Here is a 26762-nt window from a genome sequence, read left to right as displayed (position 1 = left end):
TGGTGAAGCAAATGAATATCTTTAAAAAAACAGTCATGCACGTAGGTGAAATGGCCAGTGGCGCTAAGCTAACCGTACCTGTTTATACCTATGAATGTGCAGAAACTAAAGCACCTGATGTATATATTCAAGCGAATATGCATGGCGCAGAAGTGCAAGGTAATGCGGTAATTTTTCAATTACTTGAGTTATTAAAAGATTGTGATATTCAGTCAAATATCACCTTAGTGCCTTATGCAAACCCTGTGGCTTGTAACCACAAAAATGGTGAATATACTTTAGGCCGATTTGATCCCATTACCGGAGTCAATTGGAATCGCATGTACCATTTTGATGAGACGGTAATTACACCATTTGCTGAGCAAAACATTGATAGTAGTGATGAAGAAGTCGCTAGCCGCTTTCAACAGCTGTTGTTAGATCAAATAGAGCAAAAGTTAGATCACAACATTTGGGGATTAACAACGGGTCAACGTATCGCTTATCAACTGCAACGTATGGCGCATCAAGCGGATATTGTTTTAGATTTGCATACAGGACCTATTTCTAGCCAGCATTTATATTGCCCTGAATATGCTAAAACTAGCGCGAATTACTTTAATATTCCTCATACTATTTTTATTCCAAATGATTTTGATGGCGCAATGGATGAGGCGACATTTTGTCCTTGGTGGTCTTTACAACAAGCTTATCAAACGTTGGGTAGAAATTTAACTATGGGTGAGGGGAGCTTTGCTAAAGAAAGCTTCACCGTTGAGCTTGGCTCTCAAGAACAGATTGATTTGGATGTGGCGCATCAAGATGCGTTAGGGATCTTAAGTTATTTACAGTACAAAGGTGTGGTCAATAGTAACGACTTTACCCCAAAAGAAATGACTCGTTACGCTTGTTATCTTAAAGATTATAAAGCCTTATATGCTCCTATAGGCGGCATGGTAGATTACTTGGCCGAATTTGGGCAACCACTGCCGGCAGGTAAACCGCTAGCGCGTATTTTGCGTATGGATAATTATGGCGATGGCGATCCTTTACATAATATCAGCCTGGATAGAGAAGTGTTACCCATACTACATTTTGCTTCTGCCAGCGTTAATCAAGGCACTGAGCTATATAAAGTCTTTAGTAACTATTTTGAAATCTAGCGAAAAGTGAAGTTAGAAAGGCGATATTTTCTAAACTAAGCAGTTAAAACAAGTTGTAGATGATGTACTCATGTTATATTATCACACTTGATATGACCTTAATTTCGCAAGCAAAGAAAAATTCACAACATTTCCCACGTACCATGACTGCAGTAGCATTCATGGTTTTTGTGTTGTTGTTTCTTTTATCGACACTTGCCCATGCCGATCATTTAGTTGAACATTCGGTAAATGCTGAGCCGCAAGAATGTTATATCTGCCACCAAGGGCTAGATACATCGAACGACTCTGTTGAGTTAGTTGTTAATTCAATTGATAGCTATAGAGTTAAGTTCCAAAAAATAACAGCCACACAAGCGACTCATCACTATTTTATTTATCCGCAATTAAGAGCACCACCTAGATTCTCAATAAACTAACTCATTAATTTATATCAACACAAGGCGTTAAATTACTAGGTTTTAGAGCCTTTACGTTTTGTGTGTCTTAATCATTTTTATTGGAATACCTTTATGTTCTTAAAACATATCCCTTTGCCTTTAAGCAAAGTCTCAACTGCGTGTACTTTATCATTAGCGGTTTTTGCAACGACAACTAGCTCACTAGCCTTAGCACAAAATATTACTGGTCAAATAGTTGATCCTAAAGGGAAAGCTATCAGTGAAGCAACAATTACAATTCATGGTAGTGATAAGAAAGTTACTAGTGATGAGCAGGGCTTCTTTACTTTATCAGAATTAAAATCTGGCGATGTTGAATTACATGCCAGTGCTTCAAATTACACCCATAGCAATCAAGTTATAACGGTTAAGCAAGATGACATCTCTGGTGTACGAATTCAGTTATCGCCTTCTGTATTAGAAGTTATCGATATTTATGCTACGCCTTTGCATTCATCGTCAATAGAATCAGCTTTACCTATTAATGTACTTGCAGGTGATGCTTTAAAATTAAAACAAGCATCAACGTTAGGTGAAACCTTAAAAAATGAAGTTGGCGTACACTCTAGCTTCTATGGTGGAGTAGCCAGTAGTCCAATAATTCGTGGTTTAGATGGCCCTAGAGTGTTAATTACTCAAAATGGCTTAGATGTTGGGGATGCTTCTCGTGTAGGGGCTGATCATGCTATTTCAACTGAAACGAGTACAGCGACACAAATTGAAGTTTTACGTGGGCCGTCAACATTGTTTTATGGCAGTGGTGCCATTGGTGGTGTTGTTAATGTTGTTGACAACCGCGTACCAACGTCTGATGAGACTATGGCTGAGTGGTTGTTACAATATAACGATGGCTCTGACGAGAAACAAGCAGGCCTTTCATTACAAAAAGGCTTAGAGATAGGCGGAGAGAAGTTTGCAGTACATCTTGACGGCTATTGGCGAGATGCAGGTAACTATAAACTACCTAAAGACTTTGCAGCAGAAGAACATGAAGAAGATCACGATGAACACGAAGAGCATGACGAAGAAGAAAGCTCAGATACACTAGCGGATAGTTACTCTGAATCAAGTGGCTTTACCATAGGCTCAAGTTATTTATTTGAGCAAGGTTTCGTTGGCTTCTCATACGGTAGCATAAGCAAAGACTATGGTATTCCGGGTCATGAGCATCATCATGAAGAAGAAGAGCATGATGAACATGAGGAGCTTGAAGTAGGTACCAGTGCAGAAATGCGCCAAGATAGAATACAACTACTCAGTGAAGTTAACTTTGATGACAGTTTCCTTAAACAAGTTTCAGCAAGGTTTGCCTATACAGATTATCAACATAAAGAGATTGAAGACGGCGCTATAGGAACGATTTTTAATAATGAAAGTAGCGAGTTTAAAGTCGACTTATATCATCAAACATACCAAGGTTGGAAAGGTGCTTGGACTTTACACTATAAAGGCTCAGATTTTGAAGCTATTGGTGATGAAGCTTTCACACCACCTTCGAATACTGACAGTTTTGCTGCTGCTTGGCTTGAAGAAAAACACTTTGGTGATGTATTAGTACAATTAGGCGCTAGAATTGAGCAGGTGTCTATTGAGGCTGATGATACCTTAATTGGTTTTGATGATCATGAACAAGAGTTAGTGTCATTTGAACAGCAAGACTTTACTCCTATTAGTGCTTCTGCAGGCTTTGTTTGGGATTATCAAGACGGCTACAATCTAGGCTTATCTGTTGCCTTTTCACAACGAGCGCCTTCATCTGCTGAATTATTTTCATTCGGCCCGCATATCGGTACTAACACTTTTGAAATTGGAGCTATGTTTGATTTACATATTGAAGAAGATGAAGGGCATGGAGAAGAAGATCATGAACATGATGAGCATGGCGATGAAATTCATGTAGAGCTAGCTGAAAATGCACCGGATATTGAAACCTCCCATAGTATCGATTTAACTTGGCGTAAGTTTGAAGGCGATTTTGGTTTTGTAGTGAGTGCTTTTTATAATCGAGTTAATGACTTCTACTTTCAACAAGATACTGGGCTAGTTTTTGAAGATGGTCACGAAGAACATGAAGCAGACGATGATCACGAAGAGCATGAAGAGCATGAAGAGCATGAAGAAGAAGGACTACCCATTTTAATTTATCAGCAAGCTGATGTTGAGATGTACGGCTTGGAGGCAGAAATTGCCTATCAAATTTCAAGCCCATTAAAGTTGACTGTTTTTGGTGACTATATTAATGCAAAATTAACTAATGGTGACTATTTACCACGTACGCCGCCAATGAGAATAGGCTCATCGTTAAATTATCAAGCGAATAGTTTTGCTACTGAGTTATCAGTGAATCATTATTTTAAGCAAGATAATACTGCGCCGCTTGAAACTCCTACAGATGCTTATACGATTGTTGATTTTAACTTTAACTATTATTTAAGCAGTACGGGTTTAAATATTATGGATAATGATATTGTCTTGTATGTTAAAGGCCAAAACTTAACTGATGAACTAGGCTTTGTACATTCTTCTTTCTTAAAAGAAGATGCACCATTACCTGGGCGTAGTTTTAGTCTTGGTATTCGTGGCAGCTTTTAATTAGTATCAATTAAATTAACACGTACGTATAAGAGAGAAACTCTTCTTATATGTACATTCTCTTATACGGAAATAATGAAAAGGCCATTGAAATTGTCCCATTCTCCTTTGTTAGATAAGTACTTAACTCATTTGCAAGGCTTACATGCCGAGCAGCAAAGTAGTGTACTTGATCTTGCATGTGGCAATGGGCGTAATGGCCTTTTTTTAATTGAACACAACATTCCCACAACGTTTGCTGATATAAAAGACGAGGCATTGGAAAATGTTAAGTTGTCTTTAACAAACCTAAGCAAAAATCAACAATCGCTGGCACAGCGTTGGCAAGTCGACTTTGAAAATGAGCAAAGCTCACCACTTCAAGGGAAAAAATTTAGCGCTATTATGGTTTTTCGATATTTACATCGACAGTTGTTTACACAAATAAAAGCGGCAGTTAAACCAGGAGGTATGGTGATTTATGAAACCTTTACTGAGCAGCAAGCTAGCTTTGGCCGCCCCAAAAATCCTGATTTTTTATTGAAAACTAATGAGTTGGTGGAGCAATTTAGTGATTGGGAAATAATATATAGTTTTGAAGGGATCGTTGAGAATACTACAGATAAGCCACAAGCTATTGCCCAAATCATTGCCATTAAACCTGCATTATAAATATCAAAAATACTTGATATAGATCAAATAAAACTTTGCTTTGCCCACTTGAACCGTTAAAATGCGCTCGTTTTTTTGCCATTTTAGGAAGCAGTCAAGATGTCACACAATGAAGATTTTAAAGATGCGAGTTCAAAACGTCATTTAGCTATGGTGTTAGTTGCTTTAGTTGCCATGCCATTATTACCAATGTTAATGGGTTGGTTCACTATTTTAAGCTAAAGCATATGTGGTTAGCATAGCTAGAGGTTTTTAATAACTTCTAGCTAACCACTATTACTATAAACTGAACTCTATATTTGCCGAATACCAGCGTCCAGGTTTTTGGTAAGGGTGTAAAGTTGAACCACCTTGTAAATGCTGTTTATCCAAAAGGTTAGTCACTTTAAAGCCGACGCTAATGTTCTCTGTAATCGTGTAATGCAGGTTTGCATTAACTAAAGTTGCATGATCAATAAACCGATTTGGATCATCAAAATCCACCCCTTGATTTGGGAAAGGATCTTCAACCTTAACCCCATTACTTTGAATAATAGTCGGGGAAAACTGTTTGCCAATATACCGTATATTTAAATTCCCACTAAAATCAGTGGTAAACTTCTTATCAAAGACAACACTAAAAGACTTTTCAGGAATATTCGCGATTGCGCCGTGAGTAGACTTTATTAACTCAGTGTCTATGGCTTGCCTATAGGTACCACTAAAGCGAAGCTGAAAACTACCATCGATATAGGTAGCTTCTTGCTCTATTCCCCAACTCGTTAACTCGCCTGAGTTGCTGTAGTTATTACTCATTGCACTATTGTCGCGAAAGATGATATTTTTCGCCATATCATAAAAAATATTGGTGGTAAGTTGTAATTGTTGTTGCGGTAAAAATATTGATGGCGTTAGTTGTATGGTTTCTAATGTTTCTGGTTTTAAGGTACTAGCCCCGATAAATGCAGGTAAAGTCGAAAATCGATTCCAATAGGTGGCATCAACAAATGACTTAGCATATGAAAATTTCATATCCATATCACCTTCACTGTATATTAGGGCTAAGCGAGGGCTGAACTGTTGAATATTATCGGTATCTTTGCGGTCTTTATAATCATACCTTCCGCCAATGTTCGTGTGCCAATTTTTTGTTATGTGTTTTTGATACTGGAAAAACGCGGAAATATTACTCTCAGGTCCATTGGGTAGAATTTTGTCCGTTTCAACGAAACTATCGCCGATAACTAACGGAAACTGAGCCCCGAATACGCGATAAGCTTCATACTGGAATCCGGTCAGTATTGTGCTTGTTGCAAAGCTTTTTTCAAAAGTACTCAGTATGCCTAAGGTTTGATCCGTCCAATGAGGTGCCCCGTAAACAGGAACACTTGGGTTGATTACTACAGGGCTATTAGTAGTAAAATCATCCCAATAAAGGCGGGTTTTATTTTGCCAGCCGATAATGTTTGATTCATAGCTTAAATCCAAATGATTCATTGTATAACCTAAGCCCGGACCATAATCTTCTATTTTGTTTATGCTCTGATACTCATAAGGTTCGCCAGTCAACCCACCACCTGAAAATGGTTCTATGTAATGACCTCGGTGCGAATTAATAAAAAACTCAAGGTTCTTGTAAGTTAAATTTAATCCTATATCGTAGCTACTTTTGTCTTTAATACCGCCTAGTATTGCTTGATTATTATCTTCAGGGGTAGCGGTATAGACTTGATCCGCGGCTAAATGTATTGTCTCACCATCACTTTCAAATGTATTTGCCCATAGGAAAGTTGACACGTCTTCACCTTGAAAACCATGGGTTATTGAAATGCTTTTTTGACCATAGTTTCCTTTTATCGCCTTAATTTTTAATGTTTGGTTTTCACTCGCCTCTTTTAAAATTATATTGATGGTTGCACTTAAGGAAACATTGCCATAAAGGGAAGATGCTGGACCTCTTAATACTTCGACCTGCTTAATTTTATCGAGTGAAATACTATGGTCTGGGGCTGCCATAGAATAGCTTCTAGAGTTAATTCTATGACCATTTATCATGATCAAGATCTTTTGCTGAGAAGAGGTATAAATTCCTCTAGCTGCGATATTTACTTCATTTTGATCTTCAATATCATTAAAGCCAGGAACATAAGTGAGTAATAACTCTTTTAATGTTAATGCGCCACTTTGTTTAATCATGTCCTCGGTAATCAGGGTTACAGGAACAGGTGATTGAGAGATGGTTTCGGGGGTTAGGGACGCGACATTAACTTTAACGTTACGTAGCTGCTCTAAAGTTAAATCAAGAAAATCATAGCTCTCTTGTTCAGCATACGCAGGTAAAGATAAGTACAAAGTTAGTAAAATGATTATATTTTTAAAATATGTTTTTATCATTAAGTTTGGTGGCTCAACTATTACTTATCTTTATAGTGTAGTATAAACTGCCAGTAATAGTTGAAATCTACATCGCTAAATATAGCTTAATTACTTTAATCTAATTCCTTTATCTTCTATTAACAACTTGCCATTTTTCATTAAGTTACCAATCGTGGCTTTAAAAGTCTTTTTACTCACACCTAAAGTTCGCTGAATTAATTCTGGTGAGCTTTTGTCATGTAATGGTAAGTAGCCATCATTTTTTTGAAGTTGGTCGAGTAATTTATCGGCAAAACTATTAACTTTATTTTTACTGCCTCGCGTTAAAATTAAATCTAGACGTCCATCTTCACGAACTTGTTTGATATAACCATCAATTTTTTTACCAATACGTAAAGGTTGAAATATTTCATTGTCGTACAATAATCCCCAATGTAAATCATTGACTATCGCTTTAAAGCCTAAATCAGTTTTACCACCAATAGTTAACTTTACCTTATCACCTTGTTGGTACTCTGCTGGCCAGATATCAATGAACTTATCCAACTTACTTGAAGCTGCGATACGCTCAGTTCGTTGATCAAGAAAAATACGCACCAAGTAGTACTTACCCACTTCCATCTTTGTATGCTGCTGATTATAGGGAACCAGTAAATCTTTAGGTAATCCCCAGTCTAAAAATGCTCCCATTTTATTCACTTGTGCAACTTTTAGAGATACAAATTCATCTACCTGGCCAAGCACCTTTTCAGTAGTAGCGACGAGCCTATCGGCAGAGTCTACATAAATGAAAACTTCAATACTCGTACCAATTTTACAGTGGCTTGGTACATAACGATTAGGCAGTAAAATTTCACCTAAATCGCCACCATCAAGATAAGCGCCGCTTTCGTTCACAGCGATAATATTTAAGGTGTTATATTTGCCGAGATTGGCGTTGACTTGGGACATAAAATTGCCTGAAATTAAAGGGGTAAATTCAACTGGCTATGATACCTTATTTTTGTAAGTTTCGGCAGCAATTTTTGTGGCGATATATTCACTGTGGCGAAGATGTAACAAGTCAGCTATTTTTCTAATAATATGCTCTTCAATACTTGCTAGCTCGCCATCTGCATAAGCAACTTGCCATAACAAAGTGACTATTTTGATTCGTTCATCGAGTGAGTAATGCTGATTCAATTTAGAGGTGAATTGATAAAAATCACTGGCGTTTTCACTCAACTCTAAAGCTTGCTCTAAAATGTTTTCAACTTCTTGGGTATTTAAATTAAATTGTTCAATTAATATATTACTTAATTGTTCTTGTTCAGCCTCAGTAAAGACACTATCAGCTCGCATTACTTCACATAGCAATACAGCACAAGCAATCTCAATAGACAGTTCTTTTTTTTGGGCACTTTCATCTTCTGCTAACAAGGTATTAAAAAAACGACTGATTTTATCTAGCATGATATATCCTCGGCTGAACTCATTATAAAAAGTGGTTAATTTGCCAACTTCATTGTTGGAAATATTTAAAATATGGTGAAATATACTAATAGTTTATTTACTTATTCAGTTTATGATAATTAAAAATAAAAAACAGAACTAAAAAGTAACCCTGCACCTTTATGATTTTAAAGGATAAATTTATTTTCTGTATAGTTTTAATTACTTTTTTTGCAAATCGGCGTACAAATTGAAATACACAGTTACAACTTTGTTTTAGATAGTGGTTAATAATTCGTTATTATTGACCACATAATAAATATGGTAATTGTTTCTCAATAAATTACCTAGTTTAAAAAATATAAATTCATCACCTGAATGAAGAGGGAAAAGAAGTGGCTAGTAAAAAACAAATTATTATACCTATTATTATCTTAGCCGTAGGGATCGTTGCGAAAGTTGGTTTTTCTAGTATGAAAAAACCACCTGAAGAAAAAGCACAGGTAGATAATACGCCTATTGTTGCTGTTGAGGAAATATCGGTAGCACCTATGACTATGTTTGTAGAATCGTATGGCGTTGTTAAACCAAAATATGAAACGACATTAGTTGCGCAAATTAGCGGTGAGATTGTTGAGTTAAGTGACGTATTTGTTAGTGGAGGTCTGGTTAAAAAGGGGCAATTGCTGGCCCGTATAGATCCTAATGACTACCATGCGGCTTTGATTGATGCGCAGGCTACCATGGCATCAGCAAGAGCAGCATTAGAGCAAGAAGTTGCTCATGGTAAAGTTGCAGAGCGTGAATGGAAACAAATTACTGATACTTCACCGACGGAGTTAAGTTTACGTAAGCCTCAATTAGCGCAGGAGCTAGCTAGAGTAAAAGCAGCACAAGCAACAGTGCTTAGAGCTGAACGTAATTTACAGCGCACAGAAATTAGAGCGCCTTATGACGCCATGATTGAAAGCCGAATGATTGGTTTAGGTTCATTTGTTGGAACAGGTGCACAAATTGGTAAGTTATTAAGTACGTCGATTGCTGAAGTTCGTTTACCTGTTGCAGATAACCAATTAAAGTTCTTAATTGCACAGGGTCATAATGCTAAAGTGAGTTTAGAAGGGACTTTTGCTGGTCAGTCTGTTGAATGGCAAGCGGATATTGCTCGAAGTGAAGGGGTTGTCGACTCAAAAAGCCGCATGACCTATTTAGTTGCGCAAATTCATGATCCTTATCAAATTATTGAAGATAATAACGTTACACCGTTAAGATTCGGCACTTATGTTAAAGCGAAAATTATTGGTGAACACCTTACTAACGCGAGTTTAATTCCTCGTTATTTAGTGGTTAACGACTCTGTTGCTATTTTAGATAATGAATCTAAACTTCATTATGCCCCTATTAATGTTATTCGCCAGCAAGGCAGTAATGTTATCGTTACTAATGGTCTTCTTAATGGCGATCGTTTAATTATTTCAGCATTAGATTATCCTGTTGATGGTATGAAGTTGGCACTGTCGAGTGATGAAAAAGTGCTTGAAGAGGAAAAGTCAGAAGATAAATCTGAAGAAACTCAAGTAGCCAGTAACGATAATGAGGAGCAGTAATCATGAGCTCTGTTACTGAACAAGAAAACGACAATATTCCGCCGAAAAATAAGCCGGAAGTAGATAAATCAATAGATACTAATGTCGGCATTATCGCTTGGTTTTCTCGTAATTCTATTGCGGCAAATTTATTAATGGTGTTTATCCTAGTAGGTGGTTTGCTAACCGCCTTCACCATTGACAAGCAAATGTTCCCGCAAGTTAAAATTAATTGGATTTCTTATGCGGCGCCATATCCGGGCGCAGCCCCGCAAGAAGTGGAAGAAGGGATCACAATAAAAATAGAAGAAGCACTAAAGTCAGTTCAAGGGCTTAAACGTGTTATTACCTATTCTAATCGCGGCTACTCTAATGGCTGGTTTGAAGTTGAATTAGACTATGATCCCCAAGTGGTCTTAGAAGAAGTTAAATCAGCTATTGATTCAATTCCAAGTTTTCCAGATGGTATGGAACGTATCAAAGTTGAGCGAGAAAAATACCGCCAAGAAGTGATGTATATCAGCTTGTATGGTGATTTAACCAATATAGAGCTTAAAGAGTTAGGCAGAAATATTTATCAAGAAATTCAACAGTTACCAACTATCAATACCTCAGACTTTTATAGTGGTTTAGATTATGAAATTGCTGTGGAAGTCAGTAAAGATAAACTTAGAGAATATGACTTAAGCTTTAACGATGTCGCTAATGCGGTACGCAGCTATTCTCGTAACATGTCTGCAGGACAAATTAGAGCCGAAAATGGTTATATTAATTTACGTGTTGAAAACCAAGCTTATAGAGGTCATGAGTTTGAATTGATTCCTGTTGTTACCTTAGAAGATGGCACTAAAGTTTTATTAGGTGAAATTGCTACCGTACTTGATGGTCTTCAAGAAGGATTACAATACTCTAAATTTAATGGTAAAAACTCTGTTACCTTTTTTGTTGGCGCTGCCGATAATCAAAGTATTACTGATGTTGCCGACATCATGAAAAAGTATGTTGACGAGAAGGCCGCAGTATTACCTGAAGGCGTAAAGCTGGAAACTTGGGTGGATCTTACCTATTACCTTGAAGGTCGTCTGAACATGATGTTAGACAACATGAAAAGTGGTGCCATTTTAGTTTTCTTAATGTTGGCATTATTCTTACGTGTTCGTTTAGCCTTTTGGGTAATGATGGGCTTACCTGTATGTTTCTTAGGTACTTTACTATTTATGCCAATGGAATTTATTGGGGTAACTATCAACGTTATTAGTTTATTCGCCTTTATCTTAGTATTGGGTATTGTTGTTGATGATGCCATTGTCATGGGTGAGAGTGCCCATGACGAAATAGAAGAACACGGCCATACAACTGACAATGTTATTCGAGGCGTAAAAAGAGTCGCAATGCCTGCAACTTTTGGGGTCTTAACCACAATTGCGGTATTTGTTCCCTTCTTATTTGGCGAAGGGCCCTCATCAGCGTTTAGTAAAGCAATTGGTGCAGTGGTTATTTTATGTCTGATTTTTTCATTGATTGAATCAAAATTAATACTGCCTGCGCATTTAGTGAAAATGAAGGTTAAAAAGTTTAACCCGAAAAACCCTCTAGATAGATTACGAGCCTGGATTGATAAAAAGCTAAAAGGCTTTATTGAAAATAAATATAAACCCGCTTTGAAAATTTTTCTTGAGTACCGTTACGCAGTTTTAATGTTCTTTATTAGCTTAATGCTGCTAAGTGTTGGGTTATTTTCAGGTGGCTTTGTACGTTATGTCGGACAACCTAAAATCCCTCATGATTTTCCCCGTGTAAGTATTGAAATGAATATCGATGCTTCAGAAAATGCTACTTTGAAAAACTTACTTAGTATTGAAAGTATTCTGTATAAAGTGGACCAAGAAGTTGAGGCTAAATATGGTCGCTCGATGATTTCAGATATGCAAGTTGACTTGCGTAGCCGTACTCGTGGCGAAGTGATGGTTAAGTTAGTTGTTCCAAAAGATAGACCTATTAATACTTTTGAATTAGCGGACTTATGGCGTCAAGCAATTCCTACCTATCCGGGTGTCAAATCACTCACTATTAGTGATAACTTCTTTGGAGGGGGCCGTGATGATGGTGATGTCGCTTTTAGGCTAGAGAGTCAAGACGATGCTCAGCTACTTTCTGCTGCTAAAGCTTTAAAAGAAAAGCTAAACACGCTTAAAGGTGTTGGCGATGTTAATGATTCCCGCCAAACCAGTGCCAAAGAAGTACAATTGTCGCTTAAACCTTTAGCGCACAGTTTAGGCTTATCATTAGCGAATATTGCCTCACAAGTAAATTACAGCTTTTATGGCTTAGAGGCGCAGCGTATTTTACGTGATAGTGCCGAAATTAAAGTCATGGTACGTTACCCTCTTGAACAACGAAGTAGTGTTGGGCATGTGGAAGATGTCATGATTCAAGCACCTAATGGAGCCGAGTTACCTTTATCTGAATTAGCAGAGATTAACTTAACGGATGGTGTTACTCGTATTCGCCGTGAAAACGGCAATCGCACCATTAATGTTTGGGCAAGTGTTGATGCCGAGCAGGTGGAGCCATTTGAAGTTGCGAAAGATATTCGTGATAACTTTATACCTAAATTGTTAAGAGAATACCCGCAAGTGAAAAGTGAACTATCGGGCAGTATTCAAGAAGAAATGGATGGCGTCGCTGAGCAGGTGCGTGATGCGCTGATCTCCTTTATGGTTATATTTTCTTTATTGGCAATTCCGCTTAGATCCTATTCACAAGCTGCGATGATTATGACGGTGATCCCTTTTGGTATTATCGGTGCTGTCTTTGGTCATTTTGTTTTGGGAATGGACTTAAGTGTTTTATCGGTATTCGGTATTTTGGCCGCCGCAGGGGTCGCAGTGAACGACTCACTGGTTATGGTGGATTATGTTAATAACGCTAGAAAACGCGGCGAACGATTAAAAGATGCTGTTATACATGCAGGTACTAAACGTTTCCGTGCTATTTTATTAACCTCGTTAACCACCTTTATTGGATTAGTGCCAATTATATTTTTCGAAACCAGTGCGCAAGCACAAATCGTTATTCCTATGGCGGTTTCGTTATCATTTGGTGTACTGTTTGCCACTATCGTAACTTTAGTGTTTATTCCAAGTCTTTATTTGATTTTGGAAGATCTACGTATAGTCTTTAGACGTTTAATCAATGCTATTAAACGATTGATTTTCGGTTCAGATTCAGTAGAGCCAAAACATAGTTAACGTTTATCTGCGATATTTCAGATTATGTTAAAAATATGAAACCACCGCCTAAGCGGTGGTTTTTTTATGCCTTTAGCGCTAACCTTATTTGTAGAGAATGAACCGAATAGAAATCAAAATGAAAAAATTAATTGGCTTAGTTTCCTGGTTGTATTTTTGCTGCTCATTAGCCTTGAGTCCCATCGTCAAAGCACAAGATATATCGAGTACTTTTAATCAATGGCAACAAAAGCAAACTTCTATTGATATTGCTAGCAATCAATTGTCGTTAACTCAACCGGCATCTAGCTCCTATACTGCTGATGAGCAAAATTTGCGAGCATTGCTGTTAAGTAATGCCAATGAAATAGTGATCTCATTGCCACTGCCTAATGGACAATTAGTCGATTTTAATTTAACACCTAGTCATGTCATGGCTGCTGAACTTAGGCAGAAATACCCTGAGATAAAAACCTTTTCAGGAGTGCAAGTTGGAGCGCCAAGCAACACCGGTCGCTTTGATATTACGCCAAATGGCTTTCATGGCATGTTTTATTATCAAGGTGAGCTGATATTTGTTGAGCCAGAAATAAAACTGATCACTAGCTCAGCAAAAAGCATTGAGGGTGTTAAAAGTAATCAGATGACACGTACATTTTCAGCCAATGATGGTTATCAAAGTTATTTAGGTAAGAAAACCCAGTTAGTCTCACGAGCAGATTTTCAATTTCACTCTCCTAAAAGCTCTTTCGGTGATATTAGTGGGGCTAGTCAATCATCAGTTTTAAATGAAGAAACAAATCAAGTTAAAGGTGCAAAAAGCGTTGCCAGTCAAAGTGCAATAAAAACCTACCGGTTAGCAATCTCGGCTGCGGCTGAATATACTCAATTTAACGGTGGTACTGTCGATAGTGCTATGGCTGAGATGGTGACACTGGTGAATCGCTTAAATGAGGTATTTCAACGCGACCTTGCCATTAAGCTTGAGTTAGTGGCTAATAATAACTTACTTATTTTTACCGATGCCGATACAGACCCTTTTGCCAATACCAGTGATGATGGAGAAATTAACACTCAGACAATTGATAATATTATTGGTAGCAATAGTTATGATATTGGCCATGTTGTCGGTACTGGTGGCGGAGGTTTAGCTGTTTTAGAGTCGGTATGTAATTCACAGTATAAGGGAGATGGCGTAACGGGAGCCGATATGCCCAATAACGATTCCTTTTATATTGATTATGTTGCGCATGAAATTGGTCATCAGTTTGGCGCGAATCATACCTTTAACGGCAGTGCAGAGGCTTGTGCCGGTAATCGCTCTGCTAGCTCTGCCTATGAGGTAGGTAGTGGCTCAACGATCATGAGTTATGCCGGTATTTGCGGCAGTCAAAACTTACAAGGTAACTCAGATGCTTTTTTTCATACCAAATCTATTGAAGACATCAGCAATTTTATTACCACTGGCGGTGGTAAAAATTGCGGCACTGTGACGGGGAGTATTAATAACACTGCGATTGTAGATGCGGGTGATGATTATACTATACCGGCGCAAACGCCTTTTATATTGTCAGGCAGTGCTAGTGATGTTGATAGTAGCAATTTGACTTACAGTTGGGAGCAATTTGATTTAGGCCCAGCGAGTAGCTCGCTTTCACAGCAAATTGATGATGGTGCAAGGCCGTTATTTCGTACTTGGCCGCCAGTAAGTGATAGTGAAAGAGTTTTCCCACAATTAACGAATATTTTAGCAAACACTTCTGTTATCGGCGAAGTGCTGCCCACGACTGATCGTTCTTTAAATTTTCGTTTACTCGTACGTGATAGCGAAGGTGGCGTTAGTTATGATGACAATGAAATTACGGTTATTGATACCGGCGAAAGTTTTGCTGTGACGGCACCATTACAAAGCGATATTTGGTCTAATAATAGCCAAAATGTGCAGTGGCAGGTAGCAGGTACTGATACGAGCCCGATAAACTGCGCTTCAGTGGATGTTTTGTTATCAATTGATGGCGGTAACAGTTTTACTAGAGCATTAGAGGTTGGGGCCGATAATAATGGCACTACTCAAGTCTCTTTAACGAATTACTGTGCAAGTGAAATCAATACTAATACAGCAAGAATTAAAGTGGCTTGTAGTGATAATATTTTCTTTGCTATTAACGATAATGATTTCACTATTGATAAAAGTGTTAGCGCCGTTGATATCGCTATTACTAGTCAGCAAGCCTTATCAGTCACCCAAGGGGAGAGCTTAACGTTCACCAATAACCTATTTACTTTTGGTTGCGACACTCCAACATCATTAACTGTTGAGTCAGGCACTGGTTATACTGTTTCTGGTAATAGCATTACGGTGGATAATGATTTTTCGGGCACATTAAATGTTGGAATTGTCAGCCATAAAGAGGCAATAAGCAGTGAGGTATTTACGGCCATGATTACGGTTGCCGCTGTCGTTGTACCTGAGCCAGAAACTGAAACCGAAACCGAAACAGAAGCCTCAACAAGTAATTCTTCTGGTAGCATCTTTTGGCTATTATCAGCGGTGTTAATCCTTATTTTTCGTACTAAAAACATTGGCAACAATGTCAGTGACTCTAATTCATCATGTTGAGATATAGCTATTTACTATTCGCCCTAATTACAACGAGCTGTAGCAATGCTACTAGTAATATTGGCGAGCATAATCTAAACAATGAAGTAAGCCAAAGCGAAGTCAAAGCTTCAAAAGCATATTCAGTGTTGTCAGCTAATATTGCGATGGCAATAGAAAAAAACGATTATCGTTTGTTTGTGGCATCGACTCGCGGGACGAAAATACCAGGTTTGACTGCGGGTGAAATTGAACAAGCACTTGCCTTATGCGGTAAAAAATATATGCCGAATACGGGGGATGTGATTCGGTCAGAGCAAGATAGAGTTGATCGTAATAAAGCGCTTGATTACATGGTGCAATATAACCAAAAGATGTGGGATATTTGTCAAAATAACAATTAACGACTTCAAAGCAATATAAAAAAGCCTGTTATAGTTTCCAATAACAGGCTTTATATTCAATATAAGTATTTAGTTACGGTAACTTACTGTGACTAAGTACTGGGCAGGCTGCCCAACATAATGGTTATTAGTGACATATTCTCTGTCAAAAACATTGTTAACTTTTAAGCCTAAAGTCCATGCCGGTGTTATTTCATATAACGCGCTAGCATTAACTAACGTATGGCTTGGTAAGGTGATGGTGCTTGGCCATTCGCTATCTTCTCGCTCACCTTGATAATTGATACTCGCAAGTAGGCTAAGGCTATCCCATGATTGACTGACTTGATAACTACCACTTTGTTTTGCACGACGTATTAGCGGTTCATCTGTTACATCATCTTTTGCATCTAAGTAATTTAATTGCAGTTGATGTTGTAAGCCCAACATTTCAGTCGATAAGGTTAATTCAACACCATTGATTTCAGCTTTGTTCACGTTAATTGGGTGATAAGCAAAGTTTTCATCAGGTTGCCATTCAATCAAATTATCAATTTTAGTATTGTAAATACTTAGTTCTGTATCGACTCCTACCACATTGGTTTTTACTAATAACTCTATACTATCTGACGTTTCAGCTTCTAAGTCAGGGTTACCGTAAGACCAACCGTCATTAGGGTAGTAAAGATCGTTAAAGCTTGGCGCTTTGAAGCCACTGCCGATATTTAAGCTCACTAACGAAGTATCAGCAAAACGTACGCCGGCACTTAAGTTATACGTGACTTCGCTATCGATACCTTCAATATCATCATATCGAAGTGCTCCATCTAAAATGATGGTGTCGTTATCAAAGGCTAAACGGGTAAATGCAGAGTGGATATCACGTTCATCGACTTCGTAGGCAACTTGAGTGTCGACTTTCTCATTGATTAAATCGATACCAACACTTGTGCTTAATTGTTCAGTTAGCTGGTAACTACCTAACCATGTACCTTGTAAGCGATCGGTTTCAAAACGACTACCATCACTCTCACTAATGCCATTACCGAATGAGGTGCTTTCATTTTTTTGTTGACCTACAAATAGTTGTTGATGCCAGTTGCCATCTGTTTGGCTGGCAGAAAGTTGCCATTGTAGTGTTTCAAATGAATTTTCGTTAGCGCCACCAAAAGCACTATCATATTCTGTTTCGCCTTGGTTATATTTAGCTAACCAATTAATTTTCCATTCTTGGTTCAACTGTTGTTGACCAATAAGTGAAACGTTTTCACGACTGTAACCATCGTCATCATCTTCAGCTAAGTCATAAACATCATAGCCATCGCTAGATTTAGCAGAAGCTGTGAAGGTTGTACTACCATCACCATGGCCTATTGCGCCACTGATACTTGCTTGCTGCTGTTTGTCATTGCCTAGGCCAGCATCAACAGCAATTTCACCTGCGGCTAATTGACGAGTAAATATTTGAATGACACCACCTATAGCATCAGAGCCCCAAAGTGCAGCTCTTGGGCCTTTGATCACTTCAATTCGCTCTACCTGCTCAACACTGATGTCGGCAAAGGCAACTTGCCCTAGTGTTGCGGAGCCAATACGTTGGCCATCAATAATAACTAAGGTGTGGCCCGAGTCAGTGCCACGACTAAATATAGATGTTGTTTGACCTGCGCCACCACTTTGAGATATTTGTATGCCATTAACATCATTAAGTAATTCAGCAATCGAATTAGAAGACGATAACTCAATATCTGCACGTGTTATGACTTTAACGCTACTTAAAAGATCTGCTTCGCTTTGTGCTGTGCGGTTAGCAGTAATTATCATGTTTTCTGTTTCATCGGTACTTTCTTGGCTTGAGTTAGCGAAAGTTAATCCTGATGTAAATGTGCTAGCAATGGTTAATGCTAAAAGTGTTTTTTTCATGTTGTCCTCAATTATAAGCACCCACCGTACTTACAAAACTAGTGTTATTTTAGGCCGGTCTCCGGACTGAAAAGGGTTACCATAAATTAATTACTCAGGGTGACCTTTATTACCGTTGCGAGGGCAGTATAGGAGTTACACTTTTAAAGTACGCACCTATTTCCCGTTTCACTGATGCTTTATAAAAACATCAACACCTAAAATCTTTATATGCTTTATTAGCCTCTTTGGGGCTAATTAAAGCGCTTTATTGCTTAACAACCATTGTCGTATTTCGTCAATGTTTGTACACAAATGCTGTAATTCTCCAAGGCTTCTCGCTGTCATGCGGTGCATGGCATCAGCGTCAGGTTGGATAATTTTATTATTTTTTACTGCCGGAACTATCGACCAGTCTTGCCAGTTAAAGCCTAATTTATCAGTTTGGTTCTCTGATAATGGCTGGATAATAACTTGTATCGGCGTTTGCAATACTGTTTCAATATTTACCTGAGGGTAGGGAATTGATAACTGTTTAAAAGGGTTATCTACCCCACAAATCGTTAAAAACTGTTGCGGCCAACTTCCTTGTGCAACGGTGGTTAATGGTCTTGACCATAACTCGTAAAAACCGACAATTTTGCTTTTATTCTGATATTGCTGAGTAATTTGATTAAGTTGAGCTAGAAAATCTTGAGTTTGTTGCTCAGCTTGTAATTCGTGACCAGTTAACTTACCAAATTCACGCATCTCTTTTGCAACATCAGCAAAGGTATTTGGCTGTGAATAAACGATGTTAAAACCTAGCTGTTTTAATCGAGCGAGATCATCACTAGGGTTACCACTTTTCCATGCGATGATGAGGTCTGGTTGCAGTTCGATAACCTTTTCAATCTGTAATCTAAGATAGTTACCAATGACAGGGATATTCTTAGCTTGCTCTGGGTAATCAGCAAATGCCGTGGTGCCAATAATTTGCTCTCCGGCACCAATATCAAATAGCATCTCAACAATGTGAGGAGATAACGCGATAATACTCGGTTTATCTTTAGCGTGACTGTTAGCAAAGCAAGACATGCTCAGTGATAACAAAATGAGTATTGATAAAAGTTTGTTCATATTTTTGTGATCTCTTTAGGTGCTATAACTTATAAACATCAGCATTTACCAATCGATGCCTTTTTGAGCTTTAACGCCGTTATCGAAGGCATGTTTGACGGACTGTACTTCACTAACTGTGTCAGCTAAGGCAATGATTTCTCGGTGACAGGCACGGCCGGTAATAATGACATGTTGATTTTTAGGACGATTTTTTAACGCTTCAAGCAGCTCTTCTAACTCTATATATTTATAGGCAATCATGTAGGTCATTTCATCAAGGAGTACCACATCAACATTATTATCGCTGAGTAATACTTTATTTCGTTGCCAAACTTTTTGAGCTGCAGCAATATCTTTTTCTTTATCTTGAGTGTTCCAAGTAAAACCTGTGGCCATGACATCAAAAGTAACGCCTGCATTTTCTAGTAATTGACGTTCACCACAAGCCCAAGTGCCTTTAATGTACTGAACTACAGCGGCATTAAGGCCATGGCCAACAGCACGAGCGATAGTACCAAAGCCAGAAGTTGATTTACCCTTACCGTTGCCGGTAATAACGATTAATAAGCCTCGTTCTTCCTGGGCGTCGTCGATACGTTTATCAACCTTTTCTTTAACCGATTGCATACGTTTTTTATGTGAGGTACTTTTTTTATCTACATTATTATCTGTCATCTTGTTACTACTTCATTAGTTAATTAAGTTATTGAGGCGATTAAATTATCCATGGTGTTTATTACGGACCATAATAAATAAGAAGAAAATACTGCCCAATGCTGAAGTGATAATGCCAATTGGAATTTCTGCATTAGCTAAAGCAGAGCGAGCAATTACATCTACCCATATTAAAAATGTTCCGCCAATCAAAGCACTGCCTAATACTAGCTTAAATGTTGTGACGCCGATCAGTTGCCTGACGATATGAGGTATCATCAAGCCGACAAAACCAATACCACCACAATAAGCAACAATAGTTGCAGTCAAAGCAGCACAAAGCCCCAGCATTAATAATCTTAATCTGTCGACATTAACGCCTAAACTAGCAGCACTTTCATCACCAAGTAATAAAGCATCAATCTGGCGATGTAGAGCAATGATAATAAGAATAGCTAGAATCAATATACTGGCAATAATATAAAAATTACTCATCTCCACTCGAGCTAAACTTCCCATTAACCAAAAGATCACTCGGTTAGTGGCAAAAGGGTCACCAAAATAAAGGATAAACTGTGTTACGGCTGCTAACATAAATGAAACGGCAACCCCAGCAAGTAACAACTGCTCTGTTCGTTGTAGCACTTTCGCGATAAATACCACTATGGTGATAGCAAACAATGCCCCGAGAAATGCAGCGAGTGGAAGAGCAATACTGATATTATCGCTTAGTATTAAGTTTGAAAGTGTCGCTCCTAACCCTGCACCGGAAACGATACCAAATAAATAAGGATCCGCTAATGGATTACGGGTGGTATTTTGTAAAATAGCGCCGGCGATGGCTAAGCCCATACCTGCTACTAGAGCGACTAACACTCTTGGTACACGTATTTGCCAGATAACCATTTCACTGACTTGATCATGACATTCAGCAGCTAAGCAAGATAATACTTCGGTGCTGCTTAAATTTGCCGGGCCAAAATGTAAGCCGGCAATTAATGATATAAATGTAAAGATACCAAGTAAGGTGATTTTTAATGATAATTTACTCATTAATATCACCTGCATGACAGTATTCTTGTTCAGGTAAGGAAAAGTAAACTCTTGGTTTAGCTGTTGTGGGATCTTTTTCAAGCAAGCAAGGTAATTTAAATACATGCTCTAATTGTTTTACCGTAAGCACCTGCTCTGGACTACCATCACATAATAACTGTCCTTGATTTAGTAATAGTAACCGTTGGCAAAATTGACTGGCGAGATTAAGGTCATGCACCGTCATTATCACGGTAATTTTTAATTTTTTTACTAATTGTAGTATTTGGTGTTGGTAATAAACATCCAAATGATTTGTTGGTTCATCTAGAATTAATATTTGTGCTTTTTGAACCAGCGCTCTAGCAATTAATACTCTTTGCTGCTCACCGCCAGATAATTGATTAAAGTTTTTGTCACCGGCATTGCTTAAACCCACTTTACGTAATGCTAGTTTTACTTGTTCAATATCATAATCACTGTCTAGAGAGAAGAAGCTTTGATGCGGTAATAAACCCATTTTAACAATATCAATAACTGTTAACGAAAATATAGGCTCTGCTTTTTGTGCTACTAAGGCAAAATGTTGCGCTAATTGTTTAGCACTGTAATGTTGAAGTTTTTTGTTTTTTAAATATATGGTTCCGGTGAGAGTTGAATTAGCTATGGAGTTAACTTGATTAGTAATACAGCGCAATAAGCTAGTTTTACCAGCCCCGTTTGGGCCAATAATGCCAATAATCTCACCTGAGCAGACGTTAAAAGAAATATCTTTTAAGATGCTCTTGTTATTCACTAACCAATTAAGCTGGCTAATTTGTAGTTGTGTTGACATAGAATATTAGTGTTTTCCCGCACATATTTAATAACTTGAATTTTGTTGGAACTAGATATCTGACTTATCGTTATCTACCATCTTTAATAACGATCTACAGTTGCGGGTACAGTTGAGGACTTCGCTATAAATTATTTATATCGGCACCTCATTTCCTAGTGCAAGATGCAATTCTACCTTGAGTTATTATTATCTGCAAGTTATAGATGTTTAGACGTCTAAATATCCTCTAATTAATAAACATCCTCCAAGAAACGATAATTGAAATACGAATAGTTATTGATTAGGAAGTTTTTGATTTTATTGGAAAAGTTGTGAATTCTAATGTTTGTACTACACTTTATTTACCCTATTACTTTACTTATTGGGAGCAAAAAAATGAAAGGTAATAATAAGGTTATTGCAAGTCTTAATGGCTTACTAAAAAATGAATTAGCAGCAATAGATCAATACTTTACGCATTCACGTATGTATCAAGATTGGGGATTAGATAAATTATTCGAACAACTTGATCATGAAATGCAGGAAGAAATCACTCATGCAGATGCGTTGATTAAGCGGATTTTATTTCTTGAAGGAACACCAAATTTAACAGATCGAAGAGACTTAATTATTGGCAGTGATGTACCAACCATGTTGAAAAATGATCTTATTCTTGAAATGGAGGTCGTGGATGCGCTCAAAGAGACTATTTCTTTATGTGAAGCGGAGCAAGATTATCAAAGCCGTGAAATGCTAGAAAAGTTACTAGAGGACACTGAAGAAGATCATGTGTATTGGCTGGAGAAACAATTGGGCTTAATTGATAAAGTTGGATTGAATAATTATATCCAGTCACATATGGGTAATCATTTGGCAGGTTAAGAACAACTGGAGGGTTTTGTTATGAAAGGTAATAAAGATATTATTGCGCTGCTTAATAAAGCATTGGCAGTTGAATTAGTGGCGATTAATCAGTATTTTTTACATGCCAGAATGTATAAAAATTGGGGAATAGACAAACTAAATAAAGCTGATTATAAAATCTCTATTGAGAAAATGAAGCAAGCGGATGATTTAATCGAACGTATCTTGTTTTTAGAAGGGTTACCCAATTTACAAGATTTAGGACGTTTACATATTGGTGAAAACACGCCTGAGATGATTCAATCTAACCTTGATTTAGAGCATCATTCTAGAGGTGTATTACTCGAAGTCATTACTGCTTGTGAACAGAAAAAAGATTATATAAGTCGAGACTGTGTTGAAGATTTACTGGAAAATGTTGAAGAGCAAATAGATTGGATTGAAGCACAGCAGTACTTGATAGCCAATGCGGGACTAGAGAATTATTTACAGTCAATGATGGAATAATTTACGCTTGAAATGACACTAAGAGGTTAGCTAAAAGAGTGAAAAAGCTTGATGATTTATTGAAATACACTTGGTAGTTGTCATTCACTATAGTTCTCTGGTGAATGATAAAGTGTATTAGGCAACACTCGGCTCAGCTTCAGCAATTTGCATTAATTTGCCATTGAGTACTTTTTTACTACATTGACAACACTTGCCACATTGAGAGCCAATTTTTAATTCACGAGTTAACTGTTTCATGGTGTGAGCACCGTTATCTACAGCAACTTCAATTTGTGAGTCAGTGACACCATGACAAATACAGACGTACATTACACTACCAGATAGCTTAATTAATCATTAAACAGTATGATAATGCAAATGAGAGTGGTTATCAATAGCGATTGTGTTAATGCTTTGTAAAAGATTAAAAAAGCAGCCTAAGCTGCTTTTTTATTGTAACTATCTAGTCAGTATCGTGGTTCATTTTTGACTTGAAACACTGTCAAATTCAATTGCCACTACCTCAATGTAATTACCAGATTTTAACGCGTTTTTCAGGAGCGATATACATAGCATCGCCTTCTTTTACGTCAAATGCTTCGTAGAATTCATTCATGTTAGAAAGTGACCCTAATGCGCGGAACTCTCCTGGTGAATGAGGGTCAGTTGCTACGCGGTTACGCATTGATTTTTCAACAATTTTAGAACGCCAAATTTGCGCATAACCCATGAAGAAACGCTGATCGCCAGTTAAACCATCAATAACAGGTGCTTCTTTACCATTTAATGACGCTTTATAAGCTTTATAGGCAATAGTAACACCAGACAAATCGCCAATGTTTTCACCTAAGGTTAATTCACCATTTACAGCTAAATCATCAAATACTTGGTAGCCAGCATATTGCTCAACTAATGATTGAGTACGATCGGCAAACTCTTTAAGGTCTTGCTCAGTCCACCAGTTGCGAAGGTTACCCTCAGCATCATATTTACTACCTTGATCATCAAAGCCATGGCCCATTTCATGGCCAATTACCGCACCAATGCCGCCATAGTTAACAGCATCATCTGCTTTCATATTAAAGAAAGGAGGTTGTAATATTGCTGCTGGAAATACGATTTCATTGGCTGGCGGATTATAATAAGCATTAACGGTTTGCGGTGTCATATGCCACTCCCATTTACGAATAGGGCCGCCAAGTTTAGCGATTTCTTTTTGGCTAGACACTTTACGTGAACGGATAATATTACCCACAATATCATCAGGCTTTATGGTTAATTCAGAGTAATCTTCCCATTTATCTGGGTAACCAATTTTTGGCGTGAAGGCAGCAAGTTTTACATGGGCGGCTTTCTTAGTATCTTCAGACATCCACTCTAGTTCATCAATACTTGAACCATAGGCGGAGCGTAAATTTTCAACGAGCTCACTCATGCGTGATTTTGCTGCAGGAGTAAAGTGGCGGGTAACATAAACCTTACCAATTACTTCGCCTAAATTTGAGTTAACTACACTAACACCTCTTTTCCATTGAGGTCTCTGTTCATTGCGACCATTTAATTGCTTTGAGAAGAAATCAAAGTTTTCATTATCAAGATCAGCGGTTAAGTAGCTAGAAAAAGCACTTAGCGTATTAAATGTTAGGTACTGCTTCCACACATCAACAGATGTCTCGTCAAATACCTTACCAAAGCCTTCAATAAAGTCTGGTTGGTTAATGATAATATCTTTTTGACTTGCTACATTTTCAGCAGTTAAAAAAGCTTGCCAGTTAAACTTATCTGTTAATTTATTTAATTCTGCGGTCGCAAATTTATTATAGCGTTTTTCGCTGTCACGGCTTTGTACACGTGTCCAGTGATAGTCAGCAAGGCTCGTTTCTAATGCCATAATATTTTCTGCTGCCGCTTTACCATTTGGTAACCCAGCCAAGGTGTACATATTCTCGACGTGTTTTACATAACCACTTCTTAAATTTACAAAACGCTCAGCGTCATTAAAGTAGTAATCTTTATCAGGTAGATTTAAGCCATTTTGCCAGATATGAATGGCATAACTTGTTGACTCTTTAGCATCAATGCTGATGTATAAAGCTAATGGGTTATTAATGCCAGCAGTAGAGTAAGTACCAAAGAATGTCGCTAAATCATCTTTAGTTTTGATATTTTCTATTGCGGTTAAAATTGATGCGATTGGTGTGGTGCCAGCATTATTTCTTTGTTCGTTATCCATGTATGAACGAAAGATATCTGCCACTTTTTGCTCGTCAGAGCCCATCTTTAAATTTTTAGTCGCGGCTAACTCTTCTATGATGGCTTTAACATCATCATCAGCTTGGTCACGTAAGTCATAAAATGAACCAATAGCCGTTTTATCGCCTGGGATTTCGTTGTTCTTCATCCAGCCGCCATTGATGTAGCGATAAAAGTTATCTTGTGGACGAACACTTTTGTCGATATTGGCTTGCTCAATGCCTGAAGCAAGCATAGTTTTTTGTGGAGCTTCGACAGTTTCTTGTACAGTATTATTATTTGTGTCGCTGTTACTACAGCCGCTAAGTAGCAGCAAAGAAGAGCAAACAGCGCTTGTGATAATCGCTTTCATTAGTGGTTTCTCGTGTTATTGTCATTGTGTATCGCTGTGATTTACTAACACTGAAAATAGGCTAGGTTAATAAAGCACGATTGAGCGATAGTACGGTGATTTAAAGCAAAATTCTAGTCAGTGAAACATCTGTTTACATTTTGCCTGTAAACTAGAAATTTATAGTCTATTTACTTTATATTTACAATAATACTGAGATAGGTTGTGGGAAAAATAGGTTGATTGTCTTATCTGTTGTTAGCGGCGCTCATAAATAAATTGACGGCACATTGACACATTTCATCCACTTGGCTGGCGTCGGCATAAATGCCATCGATCACCAGCAAAGCAATACCATGCAAAGTTGCCCACGTTACTTGTGCTAAGCGTAGAGTGGATTCAGACTTAGGTAACATGCCTTTATCTTGCCAAGATTTAATCATCTCAACTTGATATTGAAAACTTGGATAAGCAACCTCCCTAAGTTTTTCAGTACTTTGGTTATCCAGCACTTCGTTGTTTGCTTGCTTCCATAATGTACCGCCAAACATCAATTGATAAATAGCAGCATTTTGTGTCGCAAAGCGTACATAATAGTGAACAAAATTATGAAACTTTTGATGATCCGATAATGCATTGTCATTAAAAATGCTCTCGGATTTTTCCTGCCATGCAGTGAATCCTTGTGCGGCAATAGCGCATAGTAAATCGTTTTTATCTTTAAAATGATGATAGGCAGCAGTGCGGGAAACACCAATGCGTAATGCTAATTTTCTTAATGACAGAGCTTCAATACCTTCCTCTGCTATCATAGTGGTTGCGGTGACAATCAAACTACTCTGTAAGTTACCATGATGGTATGTGGTAGATGATTTTTTAGTGTTATTTTTATTTTTCATTACAGCGAACT

General features: G+C 37.8%; 22 protein-coding genes and 1 riboswitch. Of the genes, 11 read left to right on the top strand and 11 right to left on the bottom strand.

Features of this window, described 5'->3' with window-relative positions:
- Positions 1 to 11 precede the first annotated feature (11 nt).
- The 5 genes from AC27IF_RS03695 (at position 12) to AC27IF_RS03675 (ending at position 5047) form a co-directional block, all read left to right on the top strand.
- The gene (locus AC27IF_RS03695) at positions 12 to 1142 is read left to right on the top strand and encodes a succinylglutamate desuccinylase/aspartoacylase family protein (RefSeq protein WP_487052349.1); all 1131 of its coding nucleotides are present in this window, start codon (positions 12 to 14) and stop codon (positions 1140 to 1142) included.
- 59 nt (positions 1143 to 1201) lie between these two features.
- Positions 1202 to 1561 carry a hypothetical protein gene (locus AC27IF_RS03690; protein ID WP_487052347.1) on the top strand — a complete coding sequence of 120 codons (360 nt, stop codon included), beginning with the start codon at positions 1202 to 1204 and terminating at the stop codon, positions 1559 to 1561.
- 93 nt (positions 1562 to 1654) lie between these two features.
- A complete protein-coding gene (locus AC27IF_RS03685) occupies positions 1655 to 4174 on the top strand; it encodes a TonB-dependent receptor (protein WP_487052345.1) in 2520 nt (839 codons plus the stop codon).
- Positions 4175 to 4261: 87 nt separating this feature from the next.
- Entirely contained in the window at positions 4262 to 4825 is a 564-nt protein-coding gene (locus AC27IF_RS03680) for a class I SAM-dependent methyltransferase (RefSeq protein WP_487052343.1), read from the top strand.
- A gap of 99 nt (positions 4826 to 4924) precedes the next feature.
- On the top strand, positions 4925 to 5047 hold the full coding sequence (locus tag AC27IF_RS03675) for a hypothetical protein (protein WP_487052341.1): 123 nt from the start codon (positions 4925 to 4927) through the stop codon (positions 5045 to 5047).
- Positions 5048 to 5104: 57 nt separating this feature from the next.
- On the opposite strand, the gene AC27IF_RS03670 is transcribed toward AC27IF_RS03675, so the two are convergent.
- The 3 genes from AC27IF_RS03670 to AC27IF_RS03660 form a co-directional block, all read right to left on the bottom strand.
- Complete coding sequence (locus AC27IF_RS03670) at positions 5105 to 7198, bottom strand: TonB-dependent receptor (protein ID WP_487052339.1); 2094 nt, start codon at positions 7196 to 7198, stop codon at positions 5105 to 5107.
- Positions 7199 to 7288: 90 nt separating this feature from the next.
- On the bottom strand, positions 7289 to 8131 hold the full coding sequence (locus tag AC27IF_RS03665; RefSeq protein WP_487052337.1) for a CvfB family protein: 843 nt from the start codon (positions 8129 to 8131) through the stop codon (positions 7289 to 7291).
- Positions 8132 to 8167: 36 nt separating this feature from the next.
- Entirely contained in the window at positions 8168 to 8632 is a 465-nt protein-coding gene (locus AC27IF_RS03660; RefSeq protein ID WP_487052335.1) for a tellurite resistance TerB family protein, read from the bottom strand.
- 374 nt (positions 8633 to 9006) lie between these two features.
- On the opposite strand from AC27IF_RS03660, the gene AC27IF_RS03655 reads away from it, so the two are divergent.
- From AC27IF_RS03655 to AC27IF_RS03640, 4 genes are all read left to right on the top strand, one after another.
- Positions 9007 to 10218, top strand: a complete 1212-nt coding sequence (locus AC27IF_RS03655; RefSeq protein WP_487052333.1) for an efflux RND transporter periplasmic adaptor subunit — start codon at positions 9007 to 9009, stop codon at positions 10216 to 10218.
- Positions 10219 to 10220: 2 nt separating this feature from the next.
- On the top strand, positions 10221 to 13448 hold the full coding sequence (locus AC27IF_RS03650) for an efflux RND transporter permease subunit (RefSeq protein WP_487052331.1): 3228 nt from the start codon (positions 10221 to 10223) through the stop codon (positions 13446 to 13448).
- 118 nt (positions 13449 to 13566) lie between these two features.
- Positions 13567 to 16047 (top strand): reprolysin-like metallopeptidase, encoded by a 2481-nt coding sequence (locus AC27IF_RS03645; protein WP_487052329.1) that lies wholly within the window; start codon positions 13567 to 13569, stop codon positions 16045 to 16047.
- Entirely contained in the window at positions 16041 to 16430 is a 390-nt protein-coding gene (locus AC27IF_RS03640) for a hypothetical protein (protein ID WP_487052327.1), read from the top strand. Before AC27IF_RS03645 ends, AC27IF_RS03640 begins: the two co-directional genes overlap by 7 nt.
- A gap of 69 nt (positions 16431 to 16499) precedes the next feature.
- Here the strand turns inward: AC27IF_RS03640 and AC27IF_RS03635 are convergent, their stop codons facing one another.
- The 5 genes from AC27IF_RS03635 to AC27IF_RS03615 form a co-directional block, all read right to left on the bottom strand.
- Positions 16500 to 18332, bottom strand: a complete 1833-nt coding sequence (locus AC27IF_RS03635) for a TonB-dependent receptor domain-containing protein (RefSeq protein WP_487052325.1) — start codon at positions 18330 to 18332, stop codon at positions 16500 to 16502.
- A gap of 35 nt (positions 18333 to 18367) precedes the next feature.
- Positions 18368 to 18548, bottom strand: a riboswitch (cobalamin riboswitch).
- 21 nt (positions 18549 to 18569) lie between these two features.
- Complete coding sequence (locus tag AC27IF_RS03630; protein WP_487052323.1) at positions 18570 to 19430, bottom strand: cobalamin-binding protein; 861 nt, start codon at positions 19428 to 19430, stop codon at positions 18570 to 18572.
- Positions 19431 to 19475: 45 nt separating this feature from the next.
- Entirely contained in the window at positions 19476 to 20087 is a 612-nt protein-coding gene (cobO, locus tag AC27IF_RS03625) for a cob(I)yrinic acid a,c-diamide adenosyltransferase (protein WP_487052321.1), read from the bottom strand.
- Positions 20088 to 20132: 45 nt separating this feature from the next.
- Positions 20133 to 21119 carry a FecCD family ABC transporter permease gene (locus tag AC27IF_RS03620; protein ID WP_487052319.1) on the bottom strand — a complete coding sequence of 329 codons (987 nt, stop codon included), beginning with the start codon at positions 21117 to 21119 and terminating at the stop codon, positions 20133 to 20135.
- Entirely contained in the window at positions 21112 to 21933 is an 822-nt protein-coding gene (locus AC27IF_RS03615; RefSeq protein ID WP_487052317.1) for an ABC transporter ATP-binding protein, read from the bottom strand. The genes AC27IF_RS03620 and AC27IF_RS03615 overlap by 8 nt, the downstream gene beginning before the upstream one ends.
- Positions 21934 to 22311: 378 nt before the next feature.
- Here AC27IF_RS03615 and bfr (AC27IF_RS03610) point away from each other — a divergent pair, with 378 nt between their 5' ends.
- The gene (bfr, locus tag AC27IF_RS03610; protein ID WP_487052750.1) at positions 22312 to 22797 is read left to right on the top strand and encodes a bacterioferritin; all 486 of its coding nucleotides are present in this window, start codon (positions 22312 to 22314) and stop codon (positions 22795 to 22797) included.
- Positions 22798 to 22818: 21 nt separating this feature from the next.
- Positions 22819 to 23286 carry a bacterioferritin gene (bfr, locus tag AC27IF_RS03605; RefSeq protein ID WP_487052315.1) on the top strand — a complete coding sequence of 156 codons (468 nt, stop codon included), beginning with the start codon at positions 22819 to 22821 and terminating at the stop codon, positions 23284 to 23286.
- Positions 23287 to 23403: 117 nt separating this feature from the next.
- Here the strand turns inward: bfr (AC27IF_RS03605) and AC27IF_RS03600 are convergent, their stop codons facing one another.
- From AC27IF_RS03600 to AC27IF_RS03590, 3 genes are all read right to left on the bottom strand, one after another.
- Complete coding sequence (locus AC27IF_RS03600; RefSeq protein WP_487052313.1) at positions 23404 to 23598, bottom strand: (2Fe-2S)-binding protein; 195 nt, start codon at positions 23596 to 23598, stop codon at positions 23404 to 23406.
- Between the two features lie 202 nt (positions 23599 to 23800).
- Positions 23801 to 25873 carry a M13 family metallopeptidase gene (locus AC27IF_RS03595; protein WP_487052311.1) on the bottom strand — a complete coding sequence of 691 codons (2073 nt, stop codon included), beginning with the start codon at positions 25871 to 25873 and terminating at the stop codon, positions 23801 to 23803.
- Positions 25874 to 26100: 227 nt separating this feature from the next.
- The gene (locus tag AC27IF_RS03590; protein ID WP_487052309.1) at positions 26101 to 26751 is read right to left on the bottom strand and encodes a TetR/AcrR family transcriptional regulator; all 651 of its coding nucleotides are present in this window, start codon (positions 26749 to 26751) and stop codon (positions 26101 to 26103) included.
- Positions 26752 to 26762: the final 11 nt, after the last annotated feature.

The organism is Colwellia sp. KS18-150 (genome assembly GCF_057551365.1).
Note: the sequence above shows the minus strand (reverse complement) of the source record. Positions and strands in the feature narration are given on the sequence as shown.